Raw genomic sequence first — 21,716 nt, 5'->3', positions numbered from 1 at the left:
TTCTCGGTTTTATTTATTCGTATGAATTTTTCCTGGTGCTCGCTTATATTGGTGAGGTTCTTGCAATTCAAAGCCAAGTTCATTGGCCGCTATTCTTGGGAAGTACGGATTGCGAAGTAATTCACGTCCGATGAAAATTAAATCTGCTTCGTTCTTATTTAAAATTTGTTCTGCTTGTGACCCAGTCGTAATCAATCCAACTGCACCAGTTGCAATCTTAGTATGCTCTTTAATATGTTTGGCGTATTGTACTTGGTAACCAGGATACACATCAATATGTGCTGGTACAACTGCACCAGAACTACAATCGATTAAATCTATTCCCTGTTCTTTCATCCACTTTGTATACTGAACATAATCTTGAACTGTTAGCCCGTCAGGATGATAATCATTTGCTGAAATACGAACGAATATTGGTCCGTCCCAAACTTCATTTACAGAGTCGATAATTTCGCGTAAGAAACGATAGCGGTTTTCAGGTGAGCCGCCGTATTCATCCGTTCGTTTATTAGTAAGTGGTGATAGGAATTCATTGATAAGGTAACCGTGAGCGCCATGTAATTCGATAACATCAAATCCGGCTTGTTTTGAACGTAACGCGGCCCTCTGAAAAGCTAATATAGTCTCTTTGATTTGCTGTATATTCATTTCTACTGGTATTTTCATCTTATCATTAAAAGGAATTGCAGAAGGAGCGAAAGCATTCGTATCTAATTCAGCTTTTCTTCCGGCGTGAGCGAGTTGAATGGCAGCTTTTGCGCCGTTATCATGTATAAAAGTAGTCGTTTTATGTAAGCCTTCAGTTAGGTTGTCATCCCAAATGCCCAAGTCTTTGTTAGAAATTCGACCTTCAGGTAACACGGCTGTTGCTTCAATCATAACTAAACCAACTTGACCGGCAGCTCTTGTTCCATAATGAATGAGATGGAAATTTGTTACTTGGCCATCCTCGTTTTCCGACGAATACATACACATAGGCGACATAACGATACGATTTTTTAGTGTAACGTTCTTAATTGTATAAGGTGAAAAAAGCTTGGAATTCATCAAATAGCCTCCTTGATTGAATTTTCTTATATTTTACCATTCTCTTTTTTGTTTCTCTAATAAAACGCTTATACGAAAAATTTTGTATATTCGTGTTACAATGACTAATATGAACTGAATTGGAGGATGGCATATGTACCAGGCTTATTATGAAAGCGAAGTAGGTTTGCTTGAAATTAAAGCGAATCAAGAAGGAATTACGTCTGTTATATTTGTTGATGAACGACAAGAAGAAAATAAAAATGAAATGATAGAACAATGTATAAATGAGTTAGATGAATATTTTAAAGGGAAAAGAAAAGAGTTTACGGTCCCGCTGTCTGCAGAGGGAACAGCATTTCAAAAAAATGTATGGGATGCACTTTATACTATTCCATACGGCGTAAGTGCTTCATATTTAGATATTGCAGAGAAAGTTGGAAATATAAAAGCTGTACGGGCAATAGGAGGGGCGAATAGTCGGAATCCAATTTCAATAATTGTTCCATGTCACCGTGTAATAGGAAAGAGTGGAAAGCTTGTTGGATATGCTGGTGGTTTATGGAGGAAAGAGTGGTTATTAAAACACGAAGGTATTTTGAAATGACGTATGGATGGGAAGAGGGATTGTTTTGAAATGTATAAATTGTGGGCAACCTTGCGAGGAGGAACAGTTAAATTGTGCAAGTTGTCAGCGAAACTTGGATAATGAACAAGATGAAGGTAGCTCGTTAATAGATAAAGAACTGGAAGTATATGTAGGGAGACAATATCCGTATTATCAAAGGAAATGGGAGCTTGAGAATAAGCGGATTGCTAGGTGGAGCTGGAATGGTTGGGCTGCTATTTTCAATATAGGCTGGCTAGGATATCGTAAATATTATATACCAGCTGCTTTATTTATGCTGTTATTAGTAGCTTGTGATGCATTTTCGTACTATATGGGATTTAATGTAGCGTTGCCAATCATTAATATGGTGCCTCTGACGTTTTTATTACTCATTTTTATTCTGTTTGGAATGGGGATTTTTGCAAATGGATTATACTATCAATTTGCGGAAAGACGTATATACCGAATAAAAGCAAGAGAAATAAAAGATAAATCAGTTGAAAACTATCTAATCAATGATAGTGGCGGAACGAGCAAAATGGGAGCGACAATTGTTACTATTTTAGCAGTTGCTAGCATATTTTTTAGTCATTTCTTTTTTCCGACTGATCGAGACGTTATTCAAAAGGTTCGTACCAGCTCGCTTTATGAATATCCTTTCTTTTCAATAGGTGAATCTTTCGAAAATTATTTTCAAAATTCAGGTTGGATATATTATCGTGGAACGGAAGGGTTAGAATTAGTAGAATTCCAAGGATATAACACCGGAACGCCAAGACAAAAGGTGAAGATTCAATTTGTTGTCGATTATAAATTAGGTGAAGTGGAACCATACTCACTTATGGTTAATGGTGAATCTAAAACTGAAGAAGAGTTTTTGAAGCTGATGGAAGAAATATTTAAAGTTCAAAATCCATTTGATATAGAGGATGGATTACAAGTAAATGCTATTTAAAAAATCGGTTGGAAAGAAATTTCTAACCGCTTTTTTCTATGTTTGTAAAAATAAATATTTAAAATAATCAGAATCTTTTGTATAATAAAATATATTAAATAGGATTTAACTTATACATATAGATTGGGGGAAGGAAGAATGAAGAGAAAGACAACAACAATTGCTGCACTTGCATTAACGACGAGTGTATTGGTTGCGGGATGTGGGAATGGTGAGAAGGCTTCGACAACGAAGAAAGAATCGAATAAGGGAATGGCAGATAAACAAGTTTTAAATTTACTAGAAACAGCTGAAATTCCTTCAATGGATACATCTAAATCAACGGATTCTGTATCTTTCCGTGTATTTGTAAATGCAATGGAAGGTTTATATCGTCTAGATAAAGATAATAAACCAACACCAGGTATGGCAAAAGATGTGAAGATTAGTGAAGATAAAAAGACATATACATTTGAATTACGTGATGCGAAATGGTCAAATGGTGATCCAGTTCGAGCACAAGATTTTGTATATGCATGGCAACGTACATTAGATAAAGCATTAGCGGCAGAATATGCATTCATTTTATTTGATGTGAAAAATGCACAGAAAGTAAATAAAGGTGAATTACCAGCAGATCAATTGGGTGTTAAAGCGAAGGATGATAAAACGTTGGTAGTAGAATTAGAGCAACCAGCACCTTATTTTCTTGAGCTTACGTCGTTCCCTACATTTTTCCCATTAAATGAAAAATATGTGAAAGAGCAAGGAGATAAATACGGATTAGAAGCAGATAAATTATTATATAATGGACCATTTACAATGAGTCAATGGAAACATGAACAAAATTATCAGTTGAAGAAAAATCCTAATTATTGGGATAAAGATACTGTAAAATTAGACGAAATTAATGTAAGTATTGTGAAGGAAACAAGCACAGGAGTAAATTTATATGATAGTGATCAAGCAGATCGAGTTATTTTAACTTCTGAATTTGTTGATAAATATAAAAAGAATAAGCCAGATGAATTTAAAACGAAGTTAGATCCACGCATATATTTCTTGCGTTTTAACCAAAAAAATGCAACATTTAAAAACCAAAAAGTACGTGAAGCGATTGATTTAGCATACGATAAAAAAGGAATTGCTGATGTCATTTTAAATGACGGTTCATTGCCAGCATATTTCTTAGTACCTGAAAAATTTACGACAGGTCCGGATGGAAAAGATTTCCGCTCTGTAAATAAAAACTTCCGTGATAGTAAAGATAATGCAGAGAAAGCAAAAAAATTATGGGAAGAAGCGAAGAAAGAGCTTGGTCAAGATACAATTACGGTTGAATTACTAAACGATGATAACGGTAGCCGTAAAAAAGTGGGCGACTTTATTAAGGAAGAACTAGAGAAAAACTTGCCTGGTATTAAAGTGAATTTGAAACAGCAACCATACAAGCAGAAGCTAGATTTAGAAAAGAAATTCCAATATGAATTCTCATTATCTGCATGGAGCCCTGATTATCCGGATCCAATGACTTATATTGATATGTTTGTTACTGGAAGCTCATTTAATGAAATGGATTATTCTAATCCGAAGTATGATGATTTAGTAGCGAAATCAAAAGGAGAGCTATTAAAAGATGATAAAGCACGCTGGAATGCACTTGCGGAAGCTGAAAAAATCTTAATTGGTCAAGACGCAGCAATTTCTCCTACGTACCAACAAAGTACAGCTTATTTAGAGAAGCCATTTGTAAAAGGTATTGCTAATCATACGTTTGGTGGGGACTTCAGTTATAAATGGGCATATATTACAAAAAAATAGTATAATAAAAGATGAGTGAATTTTCGCTCATCTTTTGTTTGTATAAGGAGGAATTATAGTTGTTAAGGGGAATCAATCATATTTGTTTTTCGGTATCTAATTTAGAAAACTCTATTATGTTTTATGAAAAAGTATTAGAAGGAGAATTATTAGTTAAAGGAAGAAAATTGGCTTATTTTAATATATGTGGAGTATGGATAGCGCTTAATGAAGAGACGCATATTCCGAGAAATGAGATTCATCAATCCTATACGCACATTGCATTTTCTGTTGAACGAGAAGACTTTAAATGTTTAATACAGCGATTAGAAGAAAATGATGTTCATATTTTACAAGGAAGAGAACGTGATATCAGAGATTGTGAATCTATATACTTTGTTGATCCTGACGGTCATAAATTTGAGTTTCACTCAGGGACACTGCAAGACCGTTTAAATTATTATAGGGATGAGAAACCTCATATGACATTTTATTAGGGAGGGATAGCATTTGCATGCACTTGTAATTGGTGGAACAGGAATGCTAAAGAAAGTTTCTATGTGGCTTTGTGAGAAAGGATTTTATGTTTCTATTATCGGGCGAGATGAAGTGAATTTAGAAAATGTTAAGCGAATGAGTTCTGCACCAGAAAATATTACATGCCTTTCGTTAGATTATCATAATGATGCAGATGTAAAGCTAGCTATTAAAAGTACAATTAAGAAAAATGGCCCGATTACATTAGTTGTTGCATGGGTACACACAAGTGCAAAGCATGCACTATCAAATATTTGTAAAGAACTAGATTTGTCGTCTAAAACATATAGTTTATTTCATATTTTAGGTAGTAAAGCATCACGTATGCCTGCACAAAAAATAGGAAGTACGCGATGTATTTATTATAGAATTATTTTAGGTTTTATTTTAGAAGATACATATGGGAGATGGCTTACGCATGAAGAGATAGCTGATGGAGTTATAAAAGGGATTGAAAGTAAACGAGCGGAGTGGATTGTAGGGAGAGTTGAACCGTGGGAATTACAACCAACATGGTGAGGGGGAGTAAGAAATGAAAACAACTATATATGTAACAAGGCATGGTGAAACAGAGTGGAATGTAGCGAAGCGAATGCAGGGACGGAAAAATTCTGCTTTAACTGAAAATGGTATAGTTCAGGCGAAACAATTAGGGAATCGAATGAAAGATTTACCAATCCATGCGATCTATAGTAGTCCGAGCGAAAGAACACTTCATACGGCAGAGTTAATAAAAGGGGAACGTGATATACCCATTATAGCGGATGAGCATTTCTATGAAATCAACATGGGTATATGGGAAGGACAAACAATCGCGGATATAGAAAAGCAATTTCCAGAAGAAGTACATCTATTTTGGAATGAGCCACATCTTTTTCAGTCAACATCAGGCGAAAATTTCGAGGCCGTTTATGAAAGAGTAATTGAAGGGATGCAGCTTCTTTTAGAGAGGCATAAAGGACAAAACATATTGATTGTTTCTCATGCGGCAGCAGCAAAATTACTTGTAGGGCATTTCGCGGGAATTGAAATAGAAAATGTGTGGGATGATCCATTTATGCATAGTGCCAGTTTGAGCATAATAGAATTTGAAGAGGGTATTGGTAAAGTGAAACAATTTGCAGATATAAGTCACTTTCAATAAATGAAAAAAGGCCGCAAAGCGGCCCTTTTTGGTGGTATAAAACCTAGCAGTTACGTTTTTTATACCAGAAGTGATCGAATTTCTTATTTTTGCAAGATGGGAATTTATGTCCGCCTTTGCAATCATTCCATTTGTGTCCGCTATCGTGACAGTCTTTACCATGATCACATGAATCATCGCAAGAGTGACCGTGTCTGTTAGGGAAGAATTCGCATTTTTTACAGAAACTTCGTTTTGTCCAGAAAAATTTCTTTTCAAAGCGTATGCATTTTGTAATGAATGTACAATGTTTTCTGCGAGTACGTTTTGTAACTAATACGCATTCTTTTCTACGCGTGACTTTCGTAACGAACGTCCATTTTTGAACACGTACACGTGTACATTTCGTAACAAATGTCCATTTTTTTACATGCGTACATTTTGTAACGAACGTACAATGTTTCACGCGAGTACATCTTGTTCTTGGACATTTACCCCCAGTTGTACATTTACATCCAGTTGTACAATGATGATGAGTGAATTTATCATCATCGCATTCAAAAGTACTTGGATCTTGGTGTAAGAAATCCTCCATCCCAGCACTTTTGATTTCTTCGACAGCTTTTCTAATATCACGTTTCATAGAAATCCTCCTTATCATGTATTAAAGTGAAAAGGTATTCTTTTTCCTTAACATGATATGTATGTAGGCATCTTTCTGAACAGGACAAGAGTGTAATTTTATATAAATAGATGATTGCGGATGTATGGACAAGACAAGGCGCATACATTGAATGAAGAGAACTGAGAAGGGATGAGAAAACATGCTGCCTTCATATGATTTTTTTGTTCATCCAATGTACTTAGTGGAATTGAAAAAGGACATTTGGTCAGATAGTCCAGTGCCAGCAAAATTAACTTATGGAAAAAAGAAGTATGACATTGATATCGTATACCGTGGGGCTCATATTCGCGAATTTGAGAAAAAGTCTTATCATGTTATGTTTTATAAGCCTAAAAAATTTCAAGGTGCGAAAGAGTTTCATTTGAATTCGGAGTTTATGGATCCGTCTCTCATACGAAATAAATTATCTTTAGATTTTTTTCATGATATTGGTGTACTTTCGCCAAAATCACAACATGTATTTATAAAAATTAATGGTCAAATTCAAGGTGTGTATTTACAGTTAGAATCGGTTGATGAAAATTTTTTGAAAAATAGAGGATTACCGAGTGGTTCTATTTATTATGCGATAGATGATGATGCGAATTTTTCATTAATGAGTGAACGAGATAAAGATGTTAAGACAGAGCTCTTTGCGGGTTATGAATTTAAATATTCGAATAAAAATAGTGAAGAACAACTGAGTGAATTTGTATTTCAAGCGAATACTTTGACGAGGGAAGCCTATGAAAAAGAGATTGGGAAGTTTCTACATGTCGATAAATATTTAAGATGGTTAGCAGGAGTTATTTTTACACAAAACTTTGATGGTTTCGTTCATAACTACGCACTATATCATAACGATGAAACAAATTTATTTGAAGTTATACCGTGGGATTATGATGCGACTTGGGGGCGAGATGTACAAGGAAGACCACTTAATCATGAATATATTCGCATTCAAGGGTATAATACGTTAAGTGCAAGATTGCTAGACATACCTGTATTTAGAAAGCAGTATCGAAGTATTTTAGAAGAAATATTAGAAGATCAATTTACAGTTTCGTTTATGAGGCCGAAAGTAGAAGGGTTGTGTGAATTGATTCGTCCATATTTACTACAAGATCCATACATGAAAGAAAAATTAGAAACATTTGATCAAGAGGCTGATATGATTTATGAATATATAAATAAGAGAAGAAAGTATATACAAGACCACTTACATGAATTGGATTAATTTTGAAAGAGATTGAAACGTTATCAATCTCTTTTTTTTGTATAATAAAGATGTATCAATAAAAATGAAGTAATATATTTGATAGAGAATGGGGATGCGGATATATGACGATTAAATGGATTGATTGGGTAAAACAAATACAATCTATAGCTCAAGCGGGTTTAACGTATTCTAAGGATGTGTATGATATTGAGCGTTTCCAGCAATTACGAGATATTTCTATTTCAATGATGTCACATTACACGAAAACAGATTGGGAAGTCGTAGAGAAATTATTTGCAAGTGAGACAGGCTATCAAACACCTAAAGTTGATATAAGAGCGGTTGTTTTTCAAAATGAAAAGTTATTATTTGTGAAAGAAAAAAGCGATGGGAAATGGGCATTGCCAGGTGGATGGGCTGATGTCGGTTATACGCCAACCGAAGTTGCAGCAAAAGAAGTTTTCGAAGAGACTGGTTATGAGGTAGATCATTTTAAGTTACTAGCTATATTTGATAAAGAAAAACATCAACCATCTCCATCGGCGACGCATGTATATAAGATTTTCATTGGATGCGAGATTATTGGTGGAGAAAAGAAAACTAGCATTGAAACAGAAGAGGTGGAGTTTTTTGGTGAAAATGAATTGCCTAATTTATCAATTGCTAGAAATACAGAAGACCAAATTAAAGAGATGTTTGCCTACATGAAAGACCCACAGAAAGAGAAATTAATAGATTAATCCTGCTTGAATTGTACATATTGTTAAAATGAAGATATTGGCAGATTGCAGCCTTTATGTAATAATGGGATGGTATGTGAAGAAAAAAGGAGATAAAAAAGAACATGTTAGCAAACATAATAGATCAGTTATTGCAATTTTTTGCAAGCTTAGGTTACTTTGGAGTAGCTCTTGCTTTAATGATTGAAGTAATCCCAAGTGAAATTGTACTTTCGTATGCTGGCTTTTTAGTAGCGAATGGTAAAATTAGTTTTGTTGGTGCAGTTATCGCCGGAACGATTGGTGGTACTTTAGCACAAATCTTTTTATACTGGCTTGGATACTACGGAGGGCGTCCGGTTGTAGAGAAATACGGGAAATATCTACTTATTAATAAACATCATTTAGACATAGCAGAAGGTTGGTTTAAACGTTATGGAGCAGGCGTAATATTTTCTGCGCGCTTTATACCAGTAGTACGTCATGCGATCTCTATTCCAGCAGGACTAGCTAAGATGCCATTAAAACTATTTACACTTTATACGGTTGTAGCGATCATTCCGTGGTCAATTCTATTTATATACTTAGGTGAAAAACTTGGTGGGAATTGGCGACAAATTAAAGAGTATGCATCTGATTACACACATTACATAATTATAGGAGCTGTTCTTTTTATTGCTCTATACTTTGGTTTAAAGTATTTCAAAAAGAAAAAAGCTGCGCGTTAAAGTCAATGATTTTTCATTGGCTTTTTTATTTGTTTCCGGTTCTAAAAAAAAGGAGTTGTCCATAATGTGTAATAATAAAGCGTAGCGGAGGAATGTGATGAAAGGGTCACCGTTTATACGTGGAACGATATTTTTAACGATGGCAACGATGATATCAAAAATGTTAGGATTTATATATGTTATACCATTTACAGCAATGGTCGGTACGAGTGGGTATGTTTTATACACGTATGCATATCGTCCCTATACCATTATGCTCAGCATTGCGACAATGGGATTACCACTTGCAGTTTCAAAAATGGTATCAAAATATGATCAACTGAATGATTATCATACGGTTAAGAGAGTGTTGAAAAGTGGAATCGTGTTTATGTTTATAATGGGAGTCATTTCGTGTTTTACGTTATATATGCTAGCTCCGCATTTAGCTAAGCTTGTCATCGATGGGAATGATCAAACGGGGAATAGTGTAGGAGCGGTTACTACTAATATTCGAATTGTAAGTTTTGCGTTAATACTTGTGCCAGTAATGAGTTTATTAAGGGGCTTCTTTCAAGGATTCCAATCGATGGGGCCTTCTGCATTAAGTGTCGTTGTAGAGCAATTTTTTCGGGTTTTAACCATTTTAATAGGAAGCTTTGTCGTTTTATATATTTTAAAAGCATCTGTCTCGCTAGCAGTTGGTATTTCAACATTTGGTGCCTTTATGGGAGCGGTAGGTGGATTAACTGTTTTAAGTGCGTATTATATGAGAAGGAGAAGGCACTTAAAGAAAAAAGAAATGGCAAGTATACCACAAACAACGAAATCTTTTTTCTCGCTTTATAAGGAGCTCTTTACATATTCTATTCCTTTTGTTGTGGTGGGCTTAGCAATTCCGTTGTATCAGACGATTGATACATTTACAATTAATAAACTACTTATACAAATAGGGTATATGCAAGGAGAAGCGGAAAAAATTAATGCGATAATTGGTCTTGTTCAAATGGTTGTGCTCATCCCGGTATCCGTTGCGACAGCTTTTAGTATGTCTCTCGTACCAGAGATGACGAAAGCTTACACAGCAGGAAATACGAAGCTATTGTACAAACATTTTACGAGAACAAATGTATTAGTAGTAGCGATTACGGTACCGGCGGCAATTGGAATGATGGTGTTAGCCAAGCCTGTATATACTCTTTTATTCGGTGCTGGAAATGATCCAGAGATGGGGAGAATCATTTTACAGTATTATGCTCCTGCTTGCATATTATTTTCTCTTTTTACAGTAACGGCTGCTATGCTACAAGGAATCAATCAACAGCAGAAGACGGTGCTAGGACTAGTGATTGGAATTATTGTGAAGATAGTTTTAAATATTGTATTGCTTCCGTATTTCGATTATGTAAGTTTTATCATTTCAACATACGCTGGCTATACGATTTCAGTCGGGTTTAACTTGTGGATGCTTTCTAAATATGTTATAAAGGCAACATAAGCTTTTAAGGCAGAGAGCACTCTGTCTTTTTCTATGTTTATCCCGCTTTAACGGGCAGTGAGACCCTCACCTCAAAATTCAGTGAAAGAAAAGAAGTTTGGTTGGGGGCGGGTAGCCCGTAAAAGCCCGATTTGTGAGGGCTAATAATCAGTGGGGGATGAAGCCACCCACTGATTAAAGTTTCACTTTATAATATTTTTCCTATAAAAACGTTTTCAAAATAATTTTTCTATTGAAATTTAAACGTATGTTTCATATGCTGAGAATGGCGGTTTAAAAACTGTGATTTAAGAGAGGTAGATTCCTACATGTAAAAAGAATCGGGGTGATAGTATGTTAAATATATATTTAACAGACCGAAACGGAAAACTACAAGAGATTGAGGAAATGCAAAAGGGGTGCTGGATTAATGTACTTCATCCAACAGAAGAAGAAATTCAATATCTAGTACAAACTTTAAATGTAGACTTAGATTTCATTAAAGACCCTTTGGATGATGAAGAACGCTCTCGTATTGAAAAGGAAGACAATAATACTTTAATTATCGTGGATATTCCGACAGTTAGACATGACGAAGAAGGAAATTCGATTTATGACACGATTCCAATAGGTATGATTGTGATGCCGGATTGTTTTGTTACAATCTGCTTAGAAGAGAATCCAATTTTTGAACGTTTTATTAATCAACGTATTAAAGAATTTTATACGTTTAAAAAGACGCGCTTTGCACTTCAGCTCTTATATACGATTTCTACTTATTATTTAAGATACTTAAAGCAAATAAATCGAAAAACAATTGATTTAGAGCATCAATTAAATCAGTCAATGAAAAATAAAGAGATCTTCACATTATTAGGCCTTGAGAAAAGTTTAGTATACTTTACAACGTCATTAAAGGCTAATAAAATTGTAATTCAAAAGTTAATGCGTAATAGTACATTTTTAAAAATGTATGAAGACGATCAAGATTTATTAGAAGATGTATTAATTGAAAATAAGCAGGCTATTGAAATGGCGGAAATATATAGTCACATTTTAAGTGGAATGATGAATACTTTTAGCTCCGTTATATCAAATAATTTAAATAGTGTTATGAAACTGTTAACGTCAATTACAATCATTTTATCTTTACCGACGATGGTTTCTAGTTTCTTTGGAATGAACGTAAAGGTTCCGTTTGAAGGGGAAGCCCACGGTTTTGTAATTGTACTCATCATATGTGTAACACTATCTTTCACGTTAGCTTTTGTTTTTTGGAAGAAACGTTACTTTTAACGATAAAAAAGCTGCTCTAGCATAGTTATATAACTACGCTAGAGCAGCTTTTTTGCTATGAAATCTCAAATTTTGAATAGAATATAACTTGTACAATGTAATGTATATAAAGGGTATGTATGCCATATAAACCTTGTCCAATTAATGAAATGGGGTTAAAATTACATATTGTTAATGAAAAGTTGGAGGAAATACATCATGGAATTGTTTCAATTACCGAAAGCATTCCTGCAAATGAATACAATTTTTATCTCCATATTGATCGAAGCACTTCCGTTTGTGCTAATTGGTGTATTTATTTCAGGATTCATTCAAATGTTCGTGACAGAAGATATGGTGGCTAAATGGATGCCGAAGAACCGATTTCTGTCTGTTTTATTAGCTACTTTTTTAGGCATGTTGTTTCCAGGTTGTGAATGTGGAATTGTTCCGATTGTAAGACGATTAATCGGAAAAGGCGTTCCACCATACGCAGGGATTGCATTTATGTTAACTGGTCCAATTATTAATCCAGTTGTTTTATTTGCAACATACGTTGCCTTTGGGAGTAGTATGCACATGGTATGGTATCGTTCTATTGTAGCGATTATCGTAGCCATTATCGTTGGAATTATATTATCCTTTATGTTTAAAGAACATCAATTAAGAGATGATCACTTCCCAGAAGTGAATAATAAGCGTCCACTGCGTAAAAAAATGTGGGATGTATGTACACACGCTGTTGAGGAATTCTTCTCAATGGGAAAATATTTAGTACTAGGTGCGTTAATTGCAGCAGCGGTACAAACGTTTGTACAAACTTCAACACTTCTTGCTATTGGACAAGGTCCGTTTTCTTCATCAGCTGTTATGATGGGACTTGCTTATATATTATCACTTTGTTCAGAGGCAGATGCATTTATCGCTTCTTCGTTCCAAAGTACGTTTTCAACAGCTTCACTTGTCGCGTTCCTCGTTTACGGACCGATGGTGGATATTAAAAATATGTTTATGATGCTTGCGACATTTAAAACTAAATTTGTAATTGTTGTTATAGTTACAGTTACTCTTGTTGTTTATGCAAGCTCACTACTCATTTATGCGATGGGGTGGTAGGTTATGTTTCGAGCATATATATTATTAGGTTTTACAATATTAATTGCGCAGCTTCATATTTCCGGTAACATTACGAAGTATATCAATATGAAGTATGCCTATTTATCAACAACAGCAGCAATTATTTTAGGTTTCTTAACGATTGTACAAATTATCGTCGTTTTCCAAAAAGAGCACCAAAAGGAAAAAGAGAAAAATGATTGCAGTTGTGACCATAGCCATTGCGGACATGATCATTCAAAAGATGAGAATACATGGTGGAAAAAAGCATTTTCGTACTCCTTGTTTTGTTTTCCAATTATCTCAGGCTTATTTTTCCCGATTGCAACGTTAGATTCAGATATTGTTAAGGCGAAAGGATTTCATTTTCCTGTTGCACAAGCAGAAAGTAAGGATCCATTTATGACAAGACAATTTCTAAGACCTGATACGAGCATTTATTACGGGAAAGAAGGATACCGCGGTGTAATGGAAAAAGGGAAGAAAGAGTTTGTTACGAAAGACAATATTAATTTGAAAGATGAAGACTTCCTAAAGGGTATGGAAACAATTTATAATTATCCTGGCGAGTTTACTGGGAAAAAATTATCTTTTAAAGGGTTTGTTTTTAGAGATGATTCTTCTAAAAAAGAACAATATTTCTTATTCCGTTTCGGTATTATACACTGTGTAGCGGATTCTGGTGTATATGGTATGTTAGTGAAAAAACCAGAAGGCGTAGAGTGGAATAATGATGACTGGATTCAAGTAGAAGGAGAGATAACTACTGAGTTTTATCAGCCGTTTCATGCGAATATTCCTGTATTAGAAGTAACAAAATGGAATAAAGTTGAACAGCCGAAAGAACAATATGTATTTAGAGGAGCCGATTGATAAAATCGGTTCTTTTTTGTGGACTAAAAGTTCTGAATGTTGCTAATATTAAATGTGTAGTTCATTTGGTATAGGGATTATTGAAATATTAGGGATAGATCATTAAAGGGGTGATAACAATGACAGAAGTAAAGGGGAAAACAGCCAATGAGTCAAGGGTGTTCAAAACGAGCCGGGTATTCCCAACAGATTTAAATGATCATAACACGCTATTTGGTGGGAAGATATTAGCGGAGATGGATATGGTTGCTTCTATTTCAGCATCCAGACATTCGAGAAAGGAATGTGTCACAGCATCTATGGACTGGGTTGATTTCTTACATCCTGTTCGTTCTTCAGATTGTGTTAGTTATGAATCTTTCGTAATTTGGACGGGAAGAACTTCGATGGAAGTGTTTGTGAAGGTAGTGGCTGAAGATTTAATTTCAGGTGAGAAGCGTATAGCGGCAACGTCATTCGTTACTTTTGTTGCACTTAGTAAGGGAAATAATCCAGTTCCAGTACCGCGTGTTATCCCTGAAACAGAAGAAGAGAAAGAATTACATCGTATTGCAGTGTTACGTGCAGAGCAGCGTCATATACGTAAGGCAGAGAGTAAGAAAGTAGCTACATTGTTAACCTTTTGAGATAAATGTTTAGCCATTTAAGTTACAATAGCAGGCGGAAATGGTTTTAAAATGAAAAGCGGACACCTAAAAATAGGTGTCCGCTTTTATAGTTTTTTCATCCACATATCATATGACAGTAGCTACTTAGCAGAAGCAAGCAGCACCGACGATGATTAAGAGGATAAATAATACGACTAATAGCGCAAATCCATTACCATGTGCGAAGCCCATTGTTATTTCCTCCTTTTATTTTAAGATACAACATACAATATGCAAATGAGCTATTGTTTGATATGGACATATATCATGCAATGACATATTTTCTTGAATGATAATGTAATAAAAAAGGGAAGATATAGAAATAACAGTAAGTGGAGAAAGGAATTTATCCATGAAGCACTTTTTCGCTATAATCCTTTGTTTAATAGGTGTATTCATTTGGATGAACATCGATGTGGAAATGGGGAAGGAAATGGCTAGTGAATATGAATTAGGACAAGTTCGATTAGGTGAATTTCAACTATATACGAACGGTGAAGAGTTATATAGAAAATTATTTGAGGATATAAACGAAGCAGAAAAGTATATATATATCCATTTTTATATTGTAGGAAAAGATGAAATAAGCGAAGAGTTTTTACAGTTATTAGAGAAAAAAGCATCTAGTGGAGTAGAAGTGAAATTGTCAGTCGATCGGATAGGTGGATATAAGCTCAAGAAAAAGGTAATTAGCCGATTAAAGGAAAACGGTGTGAAGTTTACATTTAGTAAAAAACCGAAACTGAAAAATGTTTTCTATTCTTTGCATCAACGGAATCATAGACGTATTGTTACGATAGATGGAAAGGTATCATACGTCGGTGGTTTTAATATCGGAAAGGAGTACCTTGGACAAAATCCAAAGTTTGGGCCATGGCGTGATTATCACGTGCGCATCCATGGTGAGGGTGCAGCGGATATGGAAAGAAAGTTCGCCGAAGATTGGAAAGAAGATACAGGAGAAAAAATGCCTATACATGAAAGGATACCTACATTAGGGAATGTGAAATATCAATATTTATTTTCAAATGGAAAAGGCTTATGGGAAAAGTATGGGGCACTTTTAAAAAAGGCTAAAAAGTCTTTAATTATCGCTACACCATATTTTGTACCAAGTAAAGAAATGGTGAAAGAGTTAAAAGCTGCATTAAATCGTGGTGTTAATGTGAAAATTCTCGTGCCATTTAAAAGTGATGCCATATTGTTAAAACAAGCTGCCTATCCATATTTGAAAGATATGTTACATGCTGGAGCGGAGATTTATCAATATCGAAATGGATTTTTTCATGGGAAAGTAACAATTATTGATGGAGAAATTGTTGATATTGGGACAGCGAATTTTGATAATAGAAGTTTTTATTTAAATTGTGAGTCTAACTGTATCATATATGATAAAACAGTTGTTGATGAAGTATGGAGTCGATTACAGGTAGACTTTCATAAATCAAAACGATTTTCTGAAGAAGATTTTGAGAAAATTAGTAGATGGGATTGGTTTTTAGCGAGAATAGCGAATGTTTTAGCATCATATTTATAGTATATGGACAAAAGAGAAGGGAGGCGCTTTAATGGACTGTATGAAAGAATTAATGAAATATAGTTATATGCTAATATATAAGGTTGGAGAGTATGCTGGAAAGGTCAGAGACGAAGAATTAAAAAATCTATTACAGCACCATTTACCATATATGTTACAAGCATATAATGAACAAGTAAATTTTCAAGAAGGAGAGAATGTGCAGCATATAACCTGTGAAACAATGGAGTTTGATTTGCATGAAATGGGAAAGGAAACAGTTAGTAAATATACAGGGGATATTCATATTGCAACCAGTTATATTGCGCATTTGAAACGATTAGCTTTAAAGTTTGCTCAAGTTGCAGTGGAAGTTGCTAACCCAGAGTTTCGCTCATTTTTGGAAAATTGTTTCCTGAAAATGAACCGTTACGCTTATAGTGTGTGGCAATATGTTATGAAGAAGGAATATAAGATTACACATCTATATGAAAATGAAAAGTTTGCATGAGAAACTAAGGCGAAATGGTATGCGCCTTAGTTTTTTTACGTCCATTGAGAGAAAAAACTAGTTTTATTGTGTATCGATTGGAAATGAAATATATAAATTAAAATTAGGTTTTGTTATCGGAAAATTTACAAAAATTTACCGTATATTTACTGTTTTTCAATCTCTCCTTTAAAAATAGAGAGTAATATGAGGTTGTACATATTCTATCACAAGGAGGAAACGCAAATGAACAAATGGGTTAAATCATTAACTGCTATGGCACTTGCAAGTTCTTTATTAATGGTAGGTTGTAGTAAAGGTGAGGACAAGAAGAAAGAAGACGACACAACAACACAACAAGAGGACAAAAAGGATAAAGAAACAAGCGGAACCGAGAAGTCTACTGATTCTAAAGAAAAGAAATAAAGTAATAATAAAGCTTCCTCTTATATATGAGGAAGTTTTTTTGTTGTAAATTGACTGAGATTATTGAAAAATAGAAAGAGAATGAAAGAGGGGGAAAACAAATGAAAGTATGTATATTGGGAGCAACAGGACGAGTAGGTTCAAACATAATTAATTTAGCATTAAAGGATTCAGCTGAAGTGACTGCATTAGCGCGTGATTTAAATAGAATAGAGATACAACATGAAAGGTTAAGAGTGATAGAAGGGAATGTATTGAACGAAAATGATATAAAGAAAGCGATAGAAGGAAGTGATATAGTAATTAGTGCACTTGGAACGGATCAAAATGGAACATTAGCGAAGAGTATGCCACAAATTATAAAGAAAATGGAAGAAGATGGGATTCGTAGGATCATAACAATAGGAACAGCTGGTATTTTACAAGCAAGAACAGATCTAAATTTATATCGTTTTCAATCAACGGAATCAAAAAGGAAAACGACAACGGCAGCGGAAGATCATTTGGCTGCATATAAGGTACTAAGTAATAGTAATAATTTATGTTGGACAGTTGTTTGTCCGACACATTTAATAGATGGTGAGGCGACAGAGGTATATCGAACTGAAAAAGATATATTGCCAGAGGGTGGATCAAAAATTACAGTGGGTGATACAGCACACTTTGCATGGGATCTATGTAAGAAAAATATATATGAAAATAGTCGAGTAGGTATTGCATATTAAAAAACCATCCCGAAGTCGGGATGGTTAAAAGATGATATAACACAAGAAGATGATAATCATAATGATTTGGAGAATTGCTTTCGCTACTGTACTGCTTAAAAAACCAACTACAGTAGCGACTCCAACTAGAAAAGCATCTTTTGGCGATTTTTTATGTACTAGTTCTGTTATAAATACTGATAAGAACGGTATGATAATAAGTCCGAATGGTGGGAAGAAGAACGAGCCGACAATGATAGAAATCATTCCGACACGTTCACCCCATTTAGAACTACCGTATTTTTTTAAGAAATATCCATTTGCAATAAAATCAGCAACGAAAATGAAAAGAGTGAAAATGACTTGAATAATCCAAAAAGAAGTTGTTAATTCGCCTCCATTTATACCGAAATGGTAAATCAAATATCCAGCCCAGACAGCTAGTATGCCAGGGATAATTGGATAAATAAAGGCGAGAAATGAAACAACGAAACAGGCAATGATACAAATTGTTAATAAAACAGTCACTTTATAGCTCCTTTTTAATATCTAGTTTATGTACAGCAACTTTTTTGACTTGATGTCCATCAAGTTCTAATACTTTAAATTGAAAACCAGCATATTCAATGGAATAGCCAGCTTCAATATTTAAGTCAACTGCTTGAGAGAGAAGCCATCCTCCGATTGTATCTAAATCACTATCATCAATATGTAGGCCAAACATATCATTTACTTCAGAAATAAGCACCTTTCCATCTAAAACAGTAAGCTTAGGTGTACGCTTTTCAATCATAGGTGATTCATCAGCATCGAATTCGTCTTGAATTTCTCCAATGATTTCTTCAAGAATATCTTCCATCGTTAAAAGTCCGGCAGTACCACCATATTCATCCATAACGATTGCCATCTGAACGCGATTTTTTTGAAGGTGGACTAACGTTTTACGAATTGGAACTGTTTCAAATACAGTTAGAACAGGATGTATATAAGATTCAAGTGGTTTATAAATACCTTTCGTTTGATCATGGAATACTTCTTTCGTATTGATCATCCCAATGATATCATCTTTATCTTTTTCAATGATTGGATAGCGTGTATATTTTTCAGTAGCGACGATATCCATATTTTCTTCTAACGTATTTTCAGTAGACAAGCAAATCATTTCGGTACGAGGAACCATAATTTCTTTCGCAACTCGATCATCAAATTCAAAAATGTTATTTACATATTTATATTCGGTTTGGTTTATTTCACCGCTTTTAAAACTTTCACCTAAAATGAGTCGCAATTCCTCTTCAGAATGAGCAAGTTCACTTTCCTTCGCAGGTTCTAATCCGAGTAGTTTTGTGAAAAATATAGCTGTACTATTGAGTAGCCAAATGAATGGATACATAATTTTATCAAATAAAATAAGCGGTCTTGCAAATTTGAGTGTGATTGCTTCTGCTTTTTGAATTGCGAAAGACTTTGGAACTAATTCACCTAATACAACGTGGAAAAATGTAATAACACTAAAAGCAATAACAAAAGATAAAGTGTTAGCCATTGTTCCAGTAATATTAATTTTTTCAAAGAGCGGTCGTAGTATATGTTCCACAGTCGGTTCACCAAGCCAACCAAGCCCTAAAGAAGTGATTGTAATTCCGAGCTGACAAGCTGATAAATAAACATCTAAATTAGATAGGACGCTTCTTGCAGCTAAAGCTTGTTTATTACCTTCATTTGCAAGTTGGTCAATTCGACTTTTTCGTACTTTTACAACAGCGAATTCTGATGCAACGAAAAAGCCAGAAATAAGAATAAGTACAAAGATGAGAAAAATATTTAATATGTCCAAGCGTGTTCTCCATTCCAAGGTTTGGAATAAAGATGTCACCTCCTGCAATTATGTTATACTTTTATAATAAATCCAAATGAAAAGAATAGTCAAAGGAAAAGGGTAAATATTGGTATGTTTCTGTAATAGTTTTTGAATTTGCTGTTATTTTGTCCGCTATACAAAAGGAATAACCCCCTACTTTTAGATTATAGAGGGTTATTTCAATTAAGGTTTTGGAACACTTCTCGTTAAAGTGTATGACTGTTGCTTGGAGTAGTTTGTGGTCCATAGTGTTTGAAGGAAAGAAAGTATGCTATATGGGATATAGAGTAGTAATAAGCCAATTGTAACAATTATGGGTGAATTCCCGCCAAATTGAACGATAAATTGTAACAGTCCACTTGCATGAAAAACGCATTCCATAAAAACGAATGAAAGAATAATGGAACCTAAAATTGATTTATGATTCGAAGTAAGCGCCAAAAACAATGTATCTACAAGAAAAGAATCATGTTTTATTTCATATTCATTTGTGTTTTTCAAGAAAGGAATCCATTTTTTTACTGCTTGCATAACGATAATCATGGAAGTACTACATACGATGATAAAAGATGAGTAGTAAGGAAGGTTTATAAATTGTGCGACGTATAGAAGTAGTAATAAGACTGAACATTGTAATACTACAGTGCAAAAAGAGTAAGGTATCCAATTCAATACAGTAGTAAACTTTTTAAACGAGTTAGGTACTTTGAAAAATAAATGGCCGATACCCAAACTTATGAAAAATCCGATCGCAAGGGTAAAAGTAAAACGAACAATTGATATAAAATATATTTCCCATATGTAAGGGAATAATGGTGTTGAATGATTAGAAGTATGTATCATTTGATTTGCTGAGAAAAAGATAGATTCATGCATCCAATCAACCTTTGGAATTGATATAGAAGAAAGCTGTGCGAAGTTTTGAAAAATGCTAATAAATCCATTTTGATAAGAGTAATTGTGTGTAATAAAAAGAGCTGGAATAGGACTTATGGCAAAAATAACAATAACACCAATTATAAATTTACATATATGTGAGCGTAATAAGGACATATAAACCACCTACTCTTGGAATATTCAGAAAATTCTTATTCTTATTTTAGCCGTTTTTGGAGCAAGTTACAATATATTTTTCTTCATGTATTGGCATATGGATAATTTAAAATTGTATTTAGAAATCTATTTTATGTGTGGAATATAAAGCAGAAACTGGTATGTAACAGTACAAATACAAAAAGCGTGAACAGTTTTGCATTTTCACGCTTTTTGTGTGGAATGAAGAGAATGTAGGGAAATGTCGAAAGTATTAAATAGATTTTTAAAATTGGAAAGTGATACCATAAAATTAAACGATGTTTAAATCGTTGTTTAACTGATACATTCTAGAGGGGGAGATAAATTGGGAGGGAATGAAAACGTATCAACGAAAAAAAAGATTTTAAATACAACATTGGAATTAATTAAAAAAGAAGGTTTTGAAAAGGTAACGATAAGAAAAATTGCAGCATTTTCAGATATAAATATAGCGCTAGTAAATTACCATTTTGGTTCAAAAGAAAAGTTAATTAGTGAGACGATTAGAGTTTTATTAATTAGCTTTCAAGGCACTTTTTCTATTTTAGATAATATTACAGTGCCAGCAAAAGAAAGATTAAAAATATTTTTATTGGATTATGTACTAGTAATTCGGCAATATCCGGAGTTAGTTAGGAAGATTATTGCAATGGGCACTACGGTATTTACATCTCAATACGAATATGGGGATTTTTTGAAGAGGCTAGGTTTCAGTAAAGTGAAGAATATTTTGAGCGAGATAACAAATGAAACGGATCGGGAAATTTTAATGATGATGACGGTGCAAATATTTGGATCCATTTTTCTTCCCACATTAATGATGCCAATTCTCGAATCAGGGGCAGATATAAAAGTACCATCTGTAGAAAAACAGATTGATTTCCTATTTGAACGTTATTTTTATAAAAATTGAGATAG

At 34.2% G+C, this 21,716-nt stretch carries 25 protein-coding genes; 19 read left to right on the top strand and 6 right to left on the bottom strand.

From position 1 onward, the window contains the following. Positions 1-9: 9 nt before the first annotated feature. On the bottom strand, positions 10-1,047 hold the full coding sequence (gene namA / locus MRP26_RS01940) for an NADPH dehydrogenase NamA (RefSeq protein WP_088025240.1): 1,038 nt from the start codon (positions 1,045-1,047) through the stop codon (positions 10-12). A gap of 133 nt (positions 1,048-1,180) precedes the next feature. On the opposite strand from namA, the gene MRP26_RS01935 reads away from it, so the two are divergent. From MRP26_RS01935 to MRP26_RS01910, 6 genes are all read left to right on the top strand, one after another. Further along, a complete protein-coding gene (locus MRP26_RS01935) occupies positions 1,181-1,633 on the top strand; it encodes a methylated-DNA--[protein]-cysteine S-methyltransferase (protein WP_069355456.1) in 453 nt (150 codons plus the stop codon). A gap of 7 nt (positions 1,634-1,640) precedes the next feature. After that, positions 1,641-2,591 (top strand): DUF2628 domain-containing protein, encoded by a 951-nt coding sequence (locus tag MRP26_RS01930; protein ID WP_075720181.1) that lies wholly within the window; start codon positions 1,641-1,643, stop codon positions 2,589-2,591. 138 nt (positions 2,592-2,729) lie between these two features. Beyond that, positions 2,730-4,391, top strand: a complete 1,662-nt coding sequence (locus MRP26_RS01925; RefSeq protein WP_000824276.1) for a peptide ABC transporter substrate-binding protein — start codon at positions 2,730-2,732, stop codon at positions 4,389-4,391. A 59-nt stretch (positions 4,392-4,450) separates the two neighbouring features. Next, positions 4,451-4,867 carry a FosBx1 family fosfomycin resistance bacillithiol transferase gene (gene fosB, locus MRP26_RS01920; RefSeq protein WP_053564692.1) on the top strand — a complete coding sequence of 139 codons (417 nt, stop codon included), beginning with the start codon at positions 4,451-4,453 and terminating at the stop codon, positions 4,865-4,867. A 13-nt stretch (positions 4,868-4,880) separates the two neighbouring features. Then, complete coding sequence (locus MRP26_RS01915; protein WP_071730022.1) at positions 4,881-5,426, top strand: short-chain dehydrogenase; 546 nt, start codon at positions 4,881-4,883, stop codon at positions 5,424-5,426. Between the two features lie 13 nt (positions 5,427-5,439). Then, positions 5,440-6,051 carry a phosphoserine phosphatase 1 gene (locus tag MRP26_RS01910; protein WP_053564690.1) on the top strand — a complete coding sequence of 204 codons (612 nt, stop codon included), beginning with the start codon at positions 5,440-5,442 and terminating at the stop codon, positions 6,049-6,051. A gap of 43 nt (positions 6,052-6,094) precedes the next feature. Here the strand turns inward: MRP26_RS01910 and exsB are convergent, their stop codons facing one another. Then, complete coding sequence (gene exsB / locus MRP26_RS01905; RefSeq protein ID WP_000817498.1) at positions 6,095-6,673, bottom strand: exosporium protein ExsB; 579 nt, start codon at positions 6,671-6,673, stop codon at positions 6,095-6,097. Positions 6,674-6,854: 181 nt separating this feature from the next. Here exsB and cotH point away from each other — a divergent pair, with 181 nt between their 5' ends. From cotH to MRP26_RS01865, 8 genes are all read left to right on the top strand, one after another. After that, positions 6,855-7,931: a spore coat protein CotH gene (gene cotH, locus MRP26_RS01900; protein WP_000937999.1), complete on the top strand. Its 1,077-nt coding sequence runs from the start codon at positions 6,855-6,857 to the stop codon at positions 7,929-7,931. 104 nt (positions 7,932-8,035) lie between these two features. Beyond that, positions 8,036-8,653: an NUDIX hydrolase N-terminal domain-containing protein gene (locus MRP26_RS01895; RefSeq protein WP_000153584.1), complete on the top strand. Its 618-nt coding sequence runs from the start codon at positions 8,036-8,038 to the stop codon at positions 8,651-8,653. 104 nt (positions 8,654-8,757) lie between these two features. Next, on the top strand, positions 8,758-9,360 hold the full coding sequence (gene uptA / locus MRP26_RS01890; RefSeq protein ID WP_000880691.1) for an undecaprenyl phosphate transporter UptA: 603 nt from the start codon (positions 8,758-8,760) through the stop codon (positions 9,358-9,360). Positions 9,361-9,457: 97 nt separating this feature from the next. Then, positions 9,458-10,837, top strand: coding sequence for a putative polysaccharide biosynthesis protein (locus MRP26_RS01885; protein ID WP_000678842.1), 1,380 nt, complete (start codon positions 9,458-9,460; stop codon positions 10,835-10,837). 333 nt (positions 10,838-11,170) lie between these two features. Next, positions 11,171-12,112 carry a magnesium transporter CorA family protein gene (locus MRP26_RS01880; RefSeq protein WP_000932389.1) on the top strand — a complete coding sequence of 314 codons (942 nt, stop codon included), beginning with the start codon at positions 11,171-11,173 and terminating at the stop codon, positions 12,110-12,112. Between the two features lie 198 nt (positions 12,113-12,310). Beyond that, positions 12,311-13,207: a permease gene (locus tag MRP26_RS01875; RefSeq protein WP_000418716.1), complete on the top strand. Its 897-nt coding sequence runs from the start codon at positions 12,311-12,313 to the stop codon at positions 13,205-13,207. Positions 13,208-13,210: 3 nt separating this feature from the next. Next, positions 13,211-14,080, top strand: coding sequence for a TIGR03943 family putative permease subunit (locus MRP26_RS01870; protein ID WP_000488059.1), 870 nt, complete (start codon positions 13,211-13,213; stop codon positions 14,078-14,080). 119 nt (positions 14,081-14,199) lie between these two features. Beyond that, on the top strand, positions 14,200-14,706 hold the full coding sequence (locus MRP26_RS01865) for an acyl-CoA thioesterase (RefSeq protein WP_053564687.1): 507 nt from the start codon (positions 14,200-14,202) through the stop codon (positions 14,704-14,706). A gap of 126 nt (positions 14,707-14,832) precedes the next feature. Here MRP26_RS01865 and MRP26_RS01860 read toward each other — a convergent pair whose 3' ends face one another. After that, positions 14,833-14,919 (bottom strand): YjcZ family sporulation protein, encoded by an 87-nt coding sequence (locus MRP26_RS01860; protein ID WP_000505094.1) that lies wholly within the window; start codon positions 14,917-14,919, stop codon positions 14,833-14,835. Between the two features lie 160 nt (positions 14,920-15,079). Here MRP26_RS01860 and cls point away from each other — a divergent pair, with 160 nt between their 5' ends. The 4 genes from cls (at position 15,080) to MRP26_RS01840 (ending at position 17,884) form a co-directional block, all read left to right on the top strand. After that, positions 15,080-16,264 carry a cardiolipin synthase gene (cls, locus tag MRP26_RS01855; RefSeq protein ID WP_242805930.1) on the top strand — a complete coding sequence of 395 codons (1,185 nt, stop codon included), beginning with the start codon at positions 15,080-15,082 and terminating at the stop codon, positions 16,262-16,264. A gap of 31 nt (positions 16,265-16,295) precedes the next feature. Further along, positions 16,296-16,754 carry a spore coat protein gene (locus MRP26_RS01850; protein WP_000340527.1) on the top strand — a complete coding sequence of 153 codons (459 nt, stop codon included), beginning with the start codon at positions 16,296-16,298 and terminating at the stop codon, positions 16,752-16,754. Between the two features lie 225 nt (positions 16,755-16,979). Then, positions 16,980-17,159, top strand: coding sequence for a hypothetical protein (locus tag MRP26_RS01845; protein WP_001045960.1), 180 nt, complete (start codon positions 16,980-16,982; stop codon positions 17,157-17,159). A 101-nt stretch (positions 17,160-17,260) separates the two neighbouring features. Beyond that, a complete protein-coding gene (locus MRP26_RS01840) occupies positions 17,261-17,884 on the top strand; it encodes an NAD(P)-dependent oxidoreductase (protein ID WP_000861644.1) in 624 nt (207 codons plus the stop codon). 24 nt (positions 17,885-17,908) lie between these two features. Here the strand turns inward: MRP26_RS01840 and MRP26_RS01835 are convergent, their stop codons facing one another. The 3 genes from MRP26_RS01835 to MRP26_RS01825 all read right to left on the bottom strand — a co-directional run bounded on the left by MRP26_RS01835 (position 17,909) and on the right by MRP26_RS01825 (position 20,777). After that, complete coding sequence (locus tag MRP26_RS01835) at positions 17,909-18,391, bottom strand: DUF456 domain-containing protein (RefSeq protein ID WP_000217339.1); 483 nt, start codon at positions 18,389-18,391, stop codon at positions 17,909-17,911. Position 18,392: 1 nt separating this feature from the next. Next, positions 18,393-19,700, bottom strand: coding sequence for a hemolysin family protein (locus MRP26_RS01830; protein ID WP_000353738.1), 1,308 nt, complete (start codon positions 19,698-19,700; stop codon positions 18,393-18,395). Positions 19,701-19,907: 207 nt separating this feature from the next. Beyond that, entirely contained in the window at positions 19,908-20,777 is an 870-nt protein-coding gene (locus MRP26_RS01825) for a hypothetical protein (protein ID WP_000055272.1), read from the bottom strand. Positions 20,778-21,123: 346 nt separating this feature from the next. Between MRP26_RS01825 and MRP26_RS01820 the strand changes: the two genes are divergently transcribed. After that, positions 21,124-21,711, top strand: a complete 588-nt coding sequence (locus tag MRP26_RS01820; protein ID WP_242805928.1) for a TetR/AcrR family transcriptional regulator — start codon at positions 21,124-21,126, stop codon at positions 21,709-21,711. Positions 21,712-21,716 lie beyond the last annotated feature (5 nt).

Source organism: Bacillus sp. CCB-MMP212 (genome assembly GCF_022748145.1).
Classification (GTDB): Bacteria; Bacillota; Bacilli; order Bacillales; family Bacillaceae_G; genus Bacillus_A; species Bacillus_A cereus.
This window is presented reverse-complemented; position numbering and strand designations above follow the sequence as displayed.

What these genes read in the sequence shown, in the direction of transcription:
- MRP26_RS01880 (WP_000932389.1), top strand. Translation starts at nt 11,171, where the DNA reads ATGTTAAATATATATTTAACAGACCGAAACGGAAAACTACAAGAGATT.
- uptA (WP_000880691.1), top strand. Translation starts at nt 8,758, where the DNA reads ATGTTAGCAAACATAATAGATCAGTTATTGCAATTTTTTGCAAGCTTA.
- MRP26_RS01870 (WP_000488059.1), top strand. Translation starts at nt 13,211, where the DNA reads ATGTTTCGAGCATATATATTATTAGGTTTTACAATATTAATTGCGCAG.
- MRP26_RS01935 (WP_069355456.1), top strand. Translation starts at nt 1,181, where the DNA reads ATGTACCAGGCTTATTATGAAAGCGAAGTAGGTTTGCTTGAAATTAAA.
- MRP26_RS01885 (WP_000678842.1), top strand. Translation starts at nt 9,458, where the DNA reads ATGAAAGGGTCACCGTTTATACGTGGAACGATATTTTTAACGATGGCA.
- MRP26_RS01930 (WP_075720181.1), top strand. Translation starts at nt 1,641, where the DNA reads ATGGGAAGAGGGATTGTTTTGAAATGTATAAATTGTGGGCAACCTTGC.
- MRP26_RS01860 (WP_000505094.1), bottom strand. Translation starts at nt 14,919, where the DNA reads ATGGGCTTCGCACATGGTAATGGATTTGCGCTATTAGTCGTATTATTT.
- exsB (WP_000817498.1), bottom strand. Translation starts at nt 6,673, where the DNA reads ATGAAACGTGATATTAGAAAAGCTGTCGAAGAAATCAAAAGTGCTGGG.
- MRP26_RS01895 (WP_000153584.1), top strand. Translation starts at nt 8,036, where the DNA reads ATGACGATTAAATGGATTGATTGGGTAAAACAAATACAATCTATAGCT.
- MRP26_RS01845 (WP_001045960.1), top strand. Translation starts at nt 16,980, where the DNA reads ATGAACAAATGGGTTAAATCATTAACTGCTATGGCACTTGCAAGTTCT.
- MRP26_RS01875 (WP_000418716.1), top strand. Translation starts at nt 12,311, where the DNA reads ATGGAATTGTTTCAATTACCGAAAGCATTCCTGCAAATGAATACAATT.
- MRP26_RS01865 (WP_053564687.1), top strand. Translation starts at nt 14,200, where the DNA reads ATGACAGAAGTAAAGGGGAAAACAGCCAATGAGTCAAGGGTGTTCAAA.
- cotH (WP_000937999.1), top strand. Translation starts at nt 6,855, where the DNA reads ATGCTGCCTTCATATGATTTTTTTGTTCATCCAATGTACTTAGTGGAA.
- MRP26_RS01850 (WP_000340527.1), top strand. Translation starts at nt 16,296, where the DNA reads ATGGACTGTATGAAAGAATTAATGAAATATAGTTATATGCTAATATAT.
- namA (WP_088025240.1), bottom strand. Translation starts at nt 1,047, where the DNA reads ATGAATTCCAAGCTTTTTTCACCTTATACAATTAAGAACGTTACACTA.
- MRP26_RS01910 (WP_053564690.1), top strand. Translation starts at nt 5,440, where the DNA reads ATGAAAACAACTATATATGTAACAAGGCATGGTGAAACAGAGTGGAAT.
- cls (WP_242805930.1), top strand. Translation starts at nt 15,080, where the DNA reads ATGAAGCACTTTTTCGCTATAATCCTTTGTTTAATAGGTGTATTCATT.
- MRP26_RS01840 (WP_000861644.1), top strand. Translation starts at nt 17,261, where the DNA reads ATGAAAGTATGTATATTGGGAGCAACAGGACGAGTAGGTTCAAACATA.
- MRP26_RS01925 (WP_000824276.1), top strand. Translation starts at nt 2,730, where the DNA reads ATGAAGAGAAAGACAACAACAATTGCTGCACTTGCATTAACGACGAGT.
- MRP26_RS01825 (WP_000055272.1), bottom strand. Translation starts at nt 20,777, where the DNA reads ATGTCCTTATTACGCTCACATATATGTAAATTTATAATTGGTGTTATT.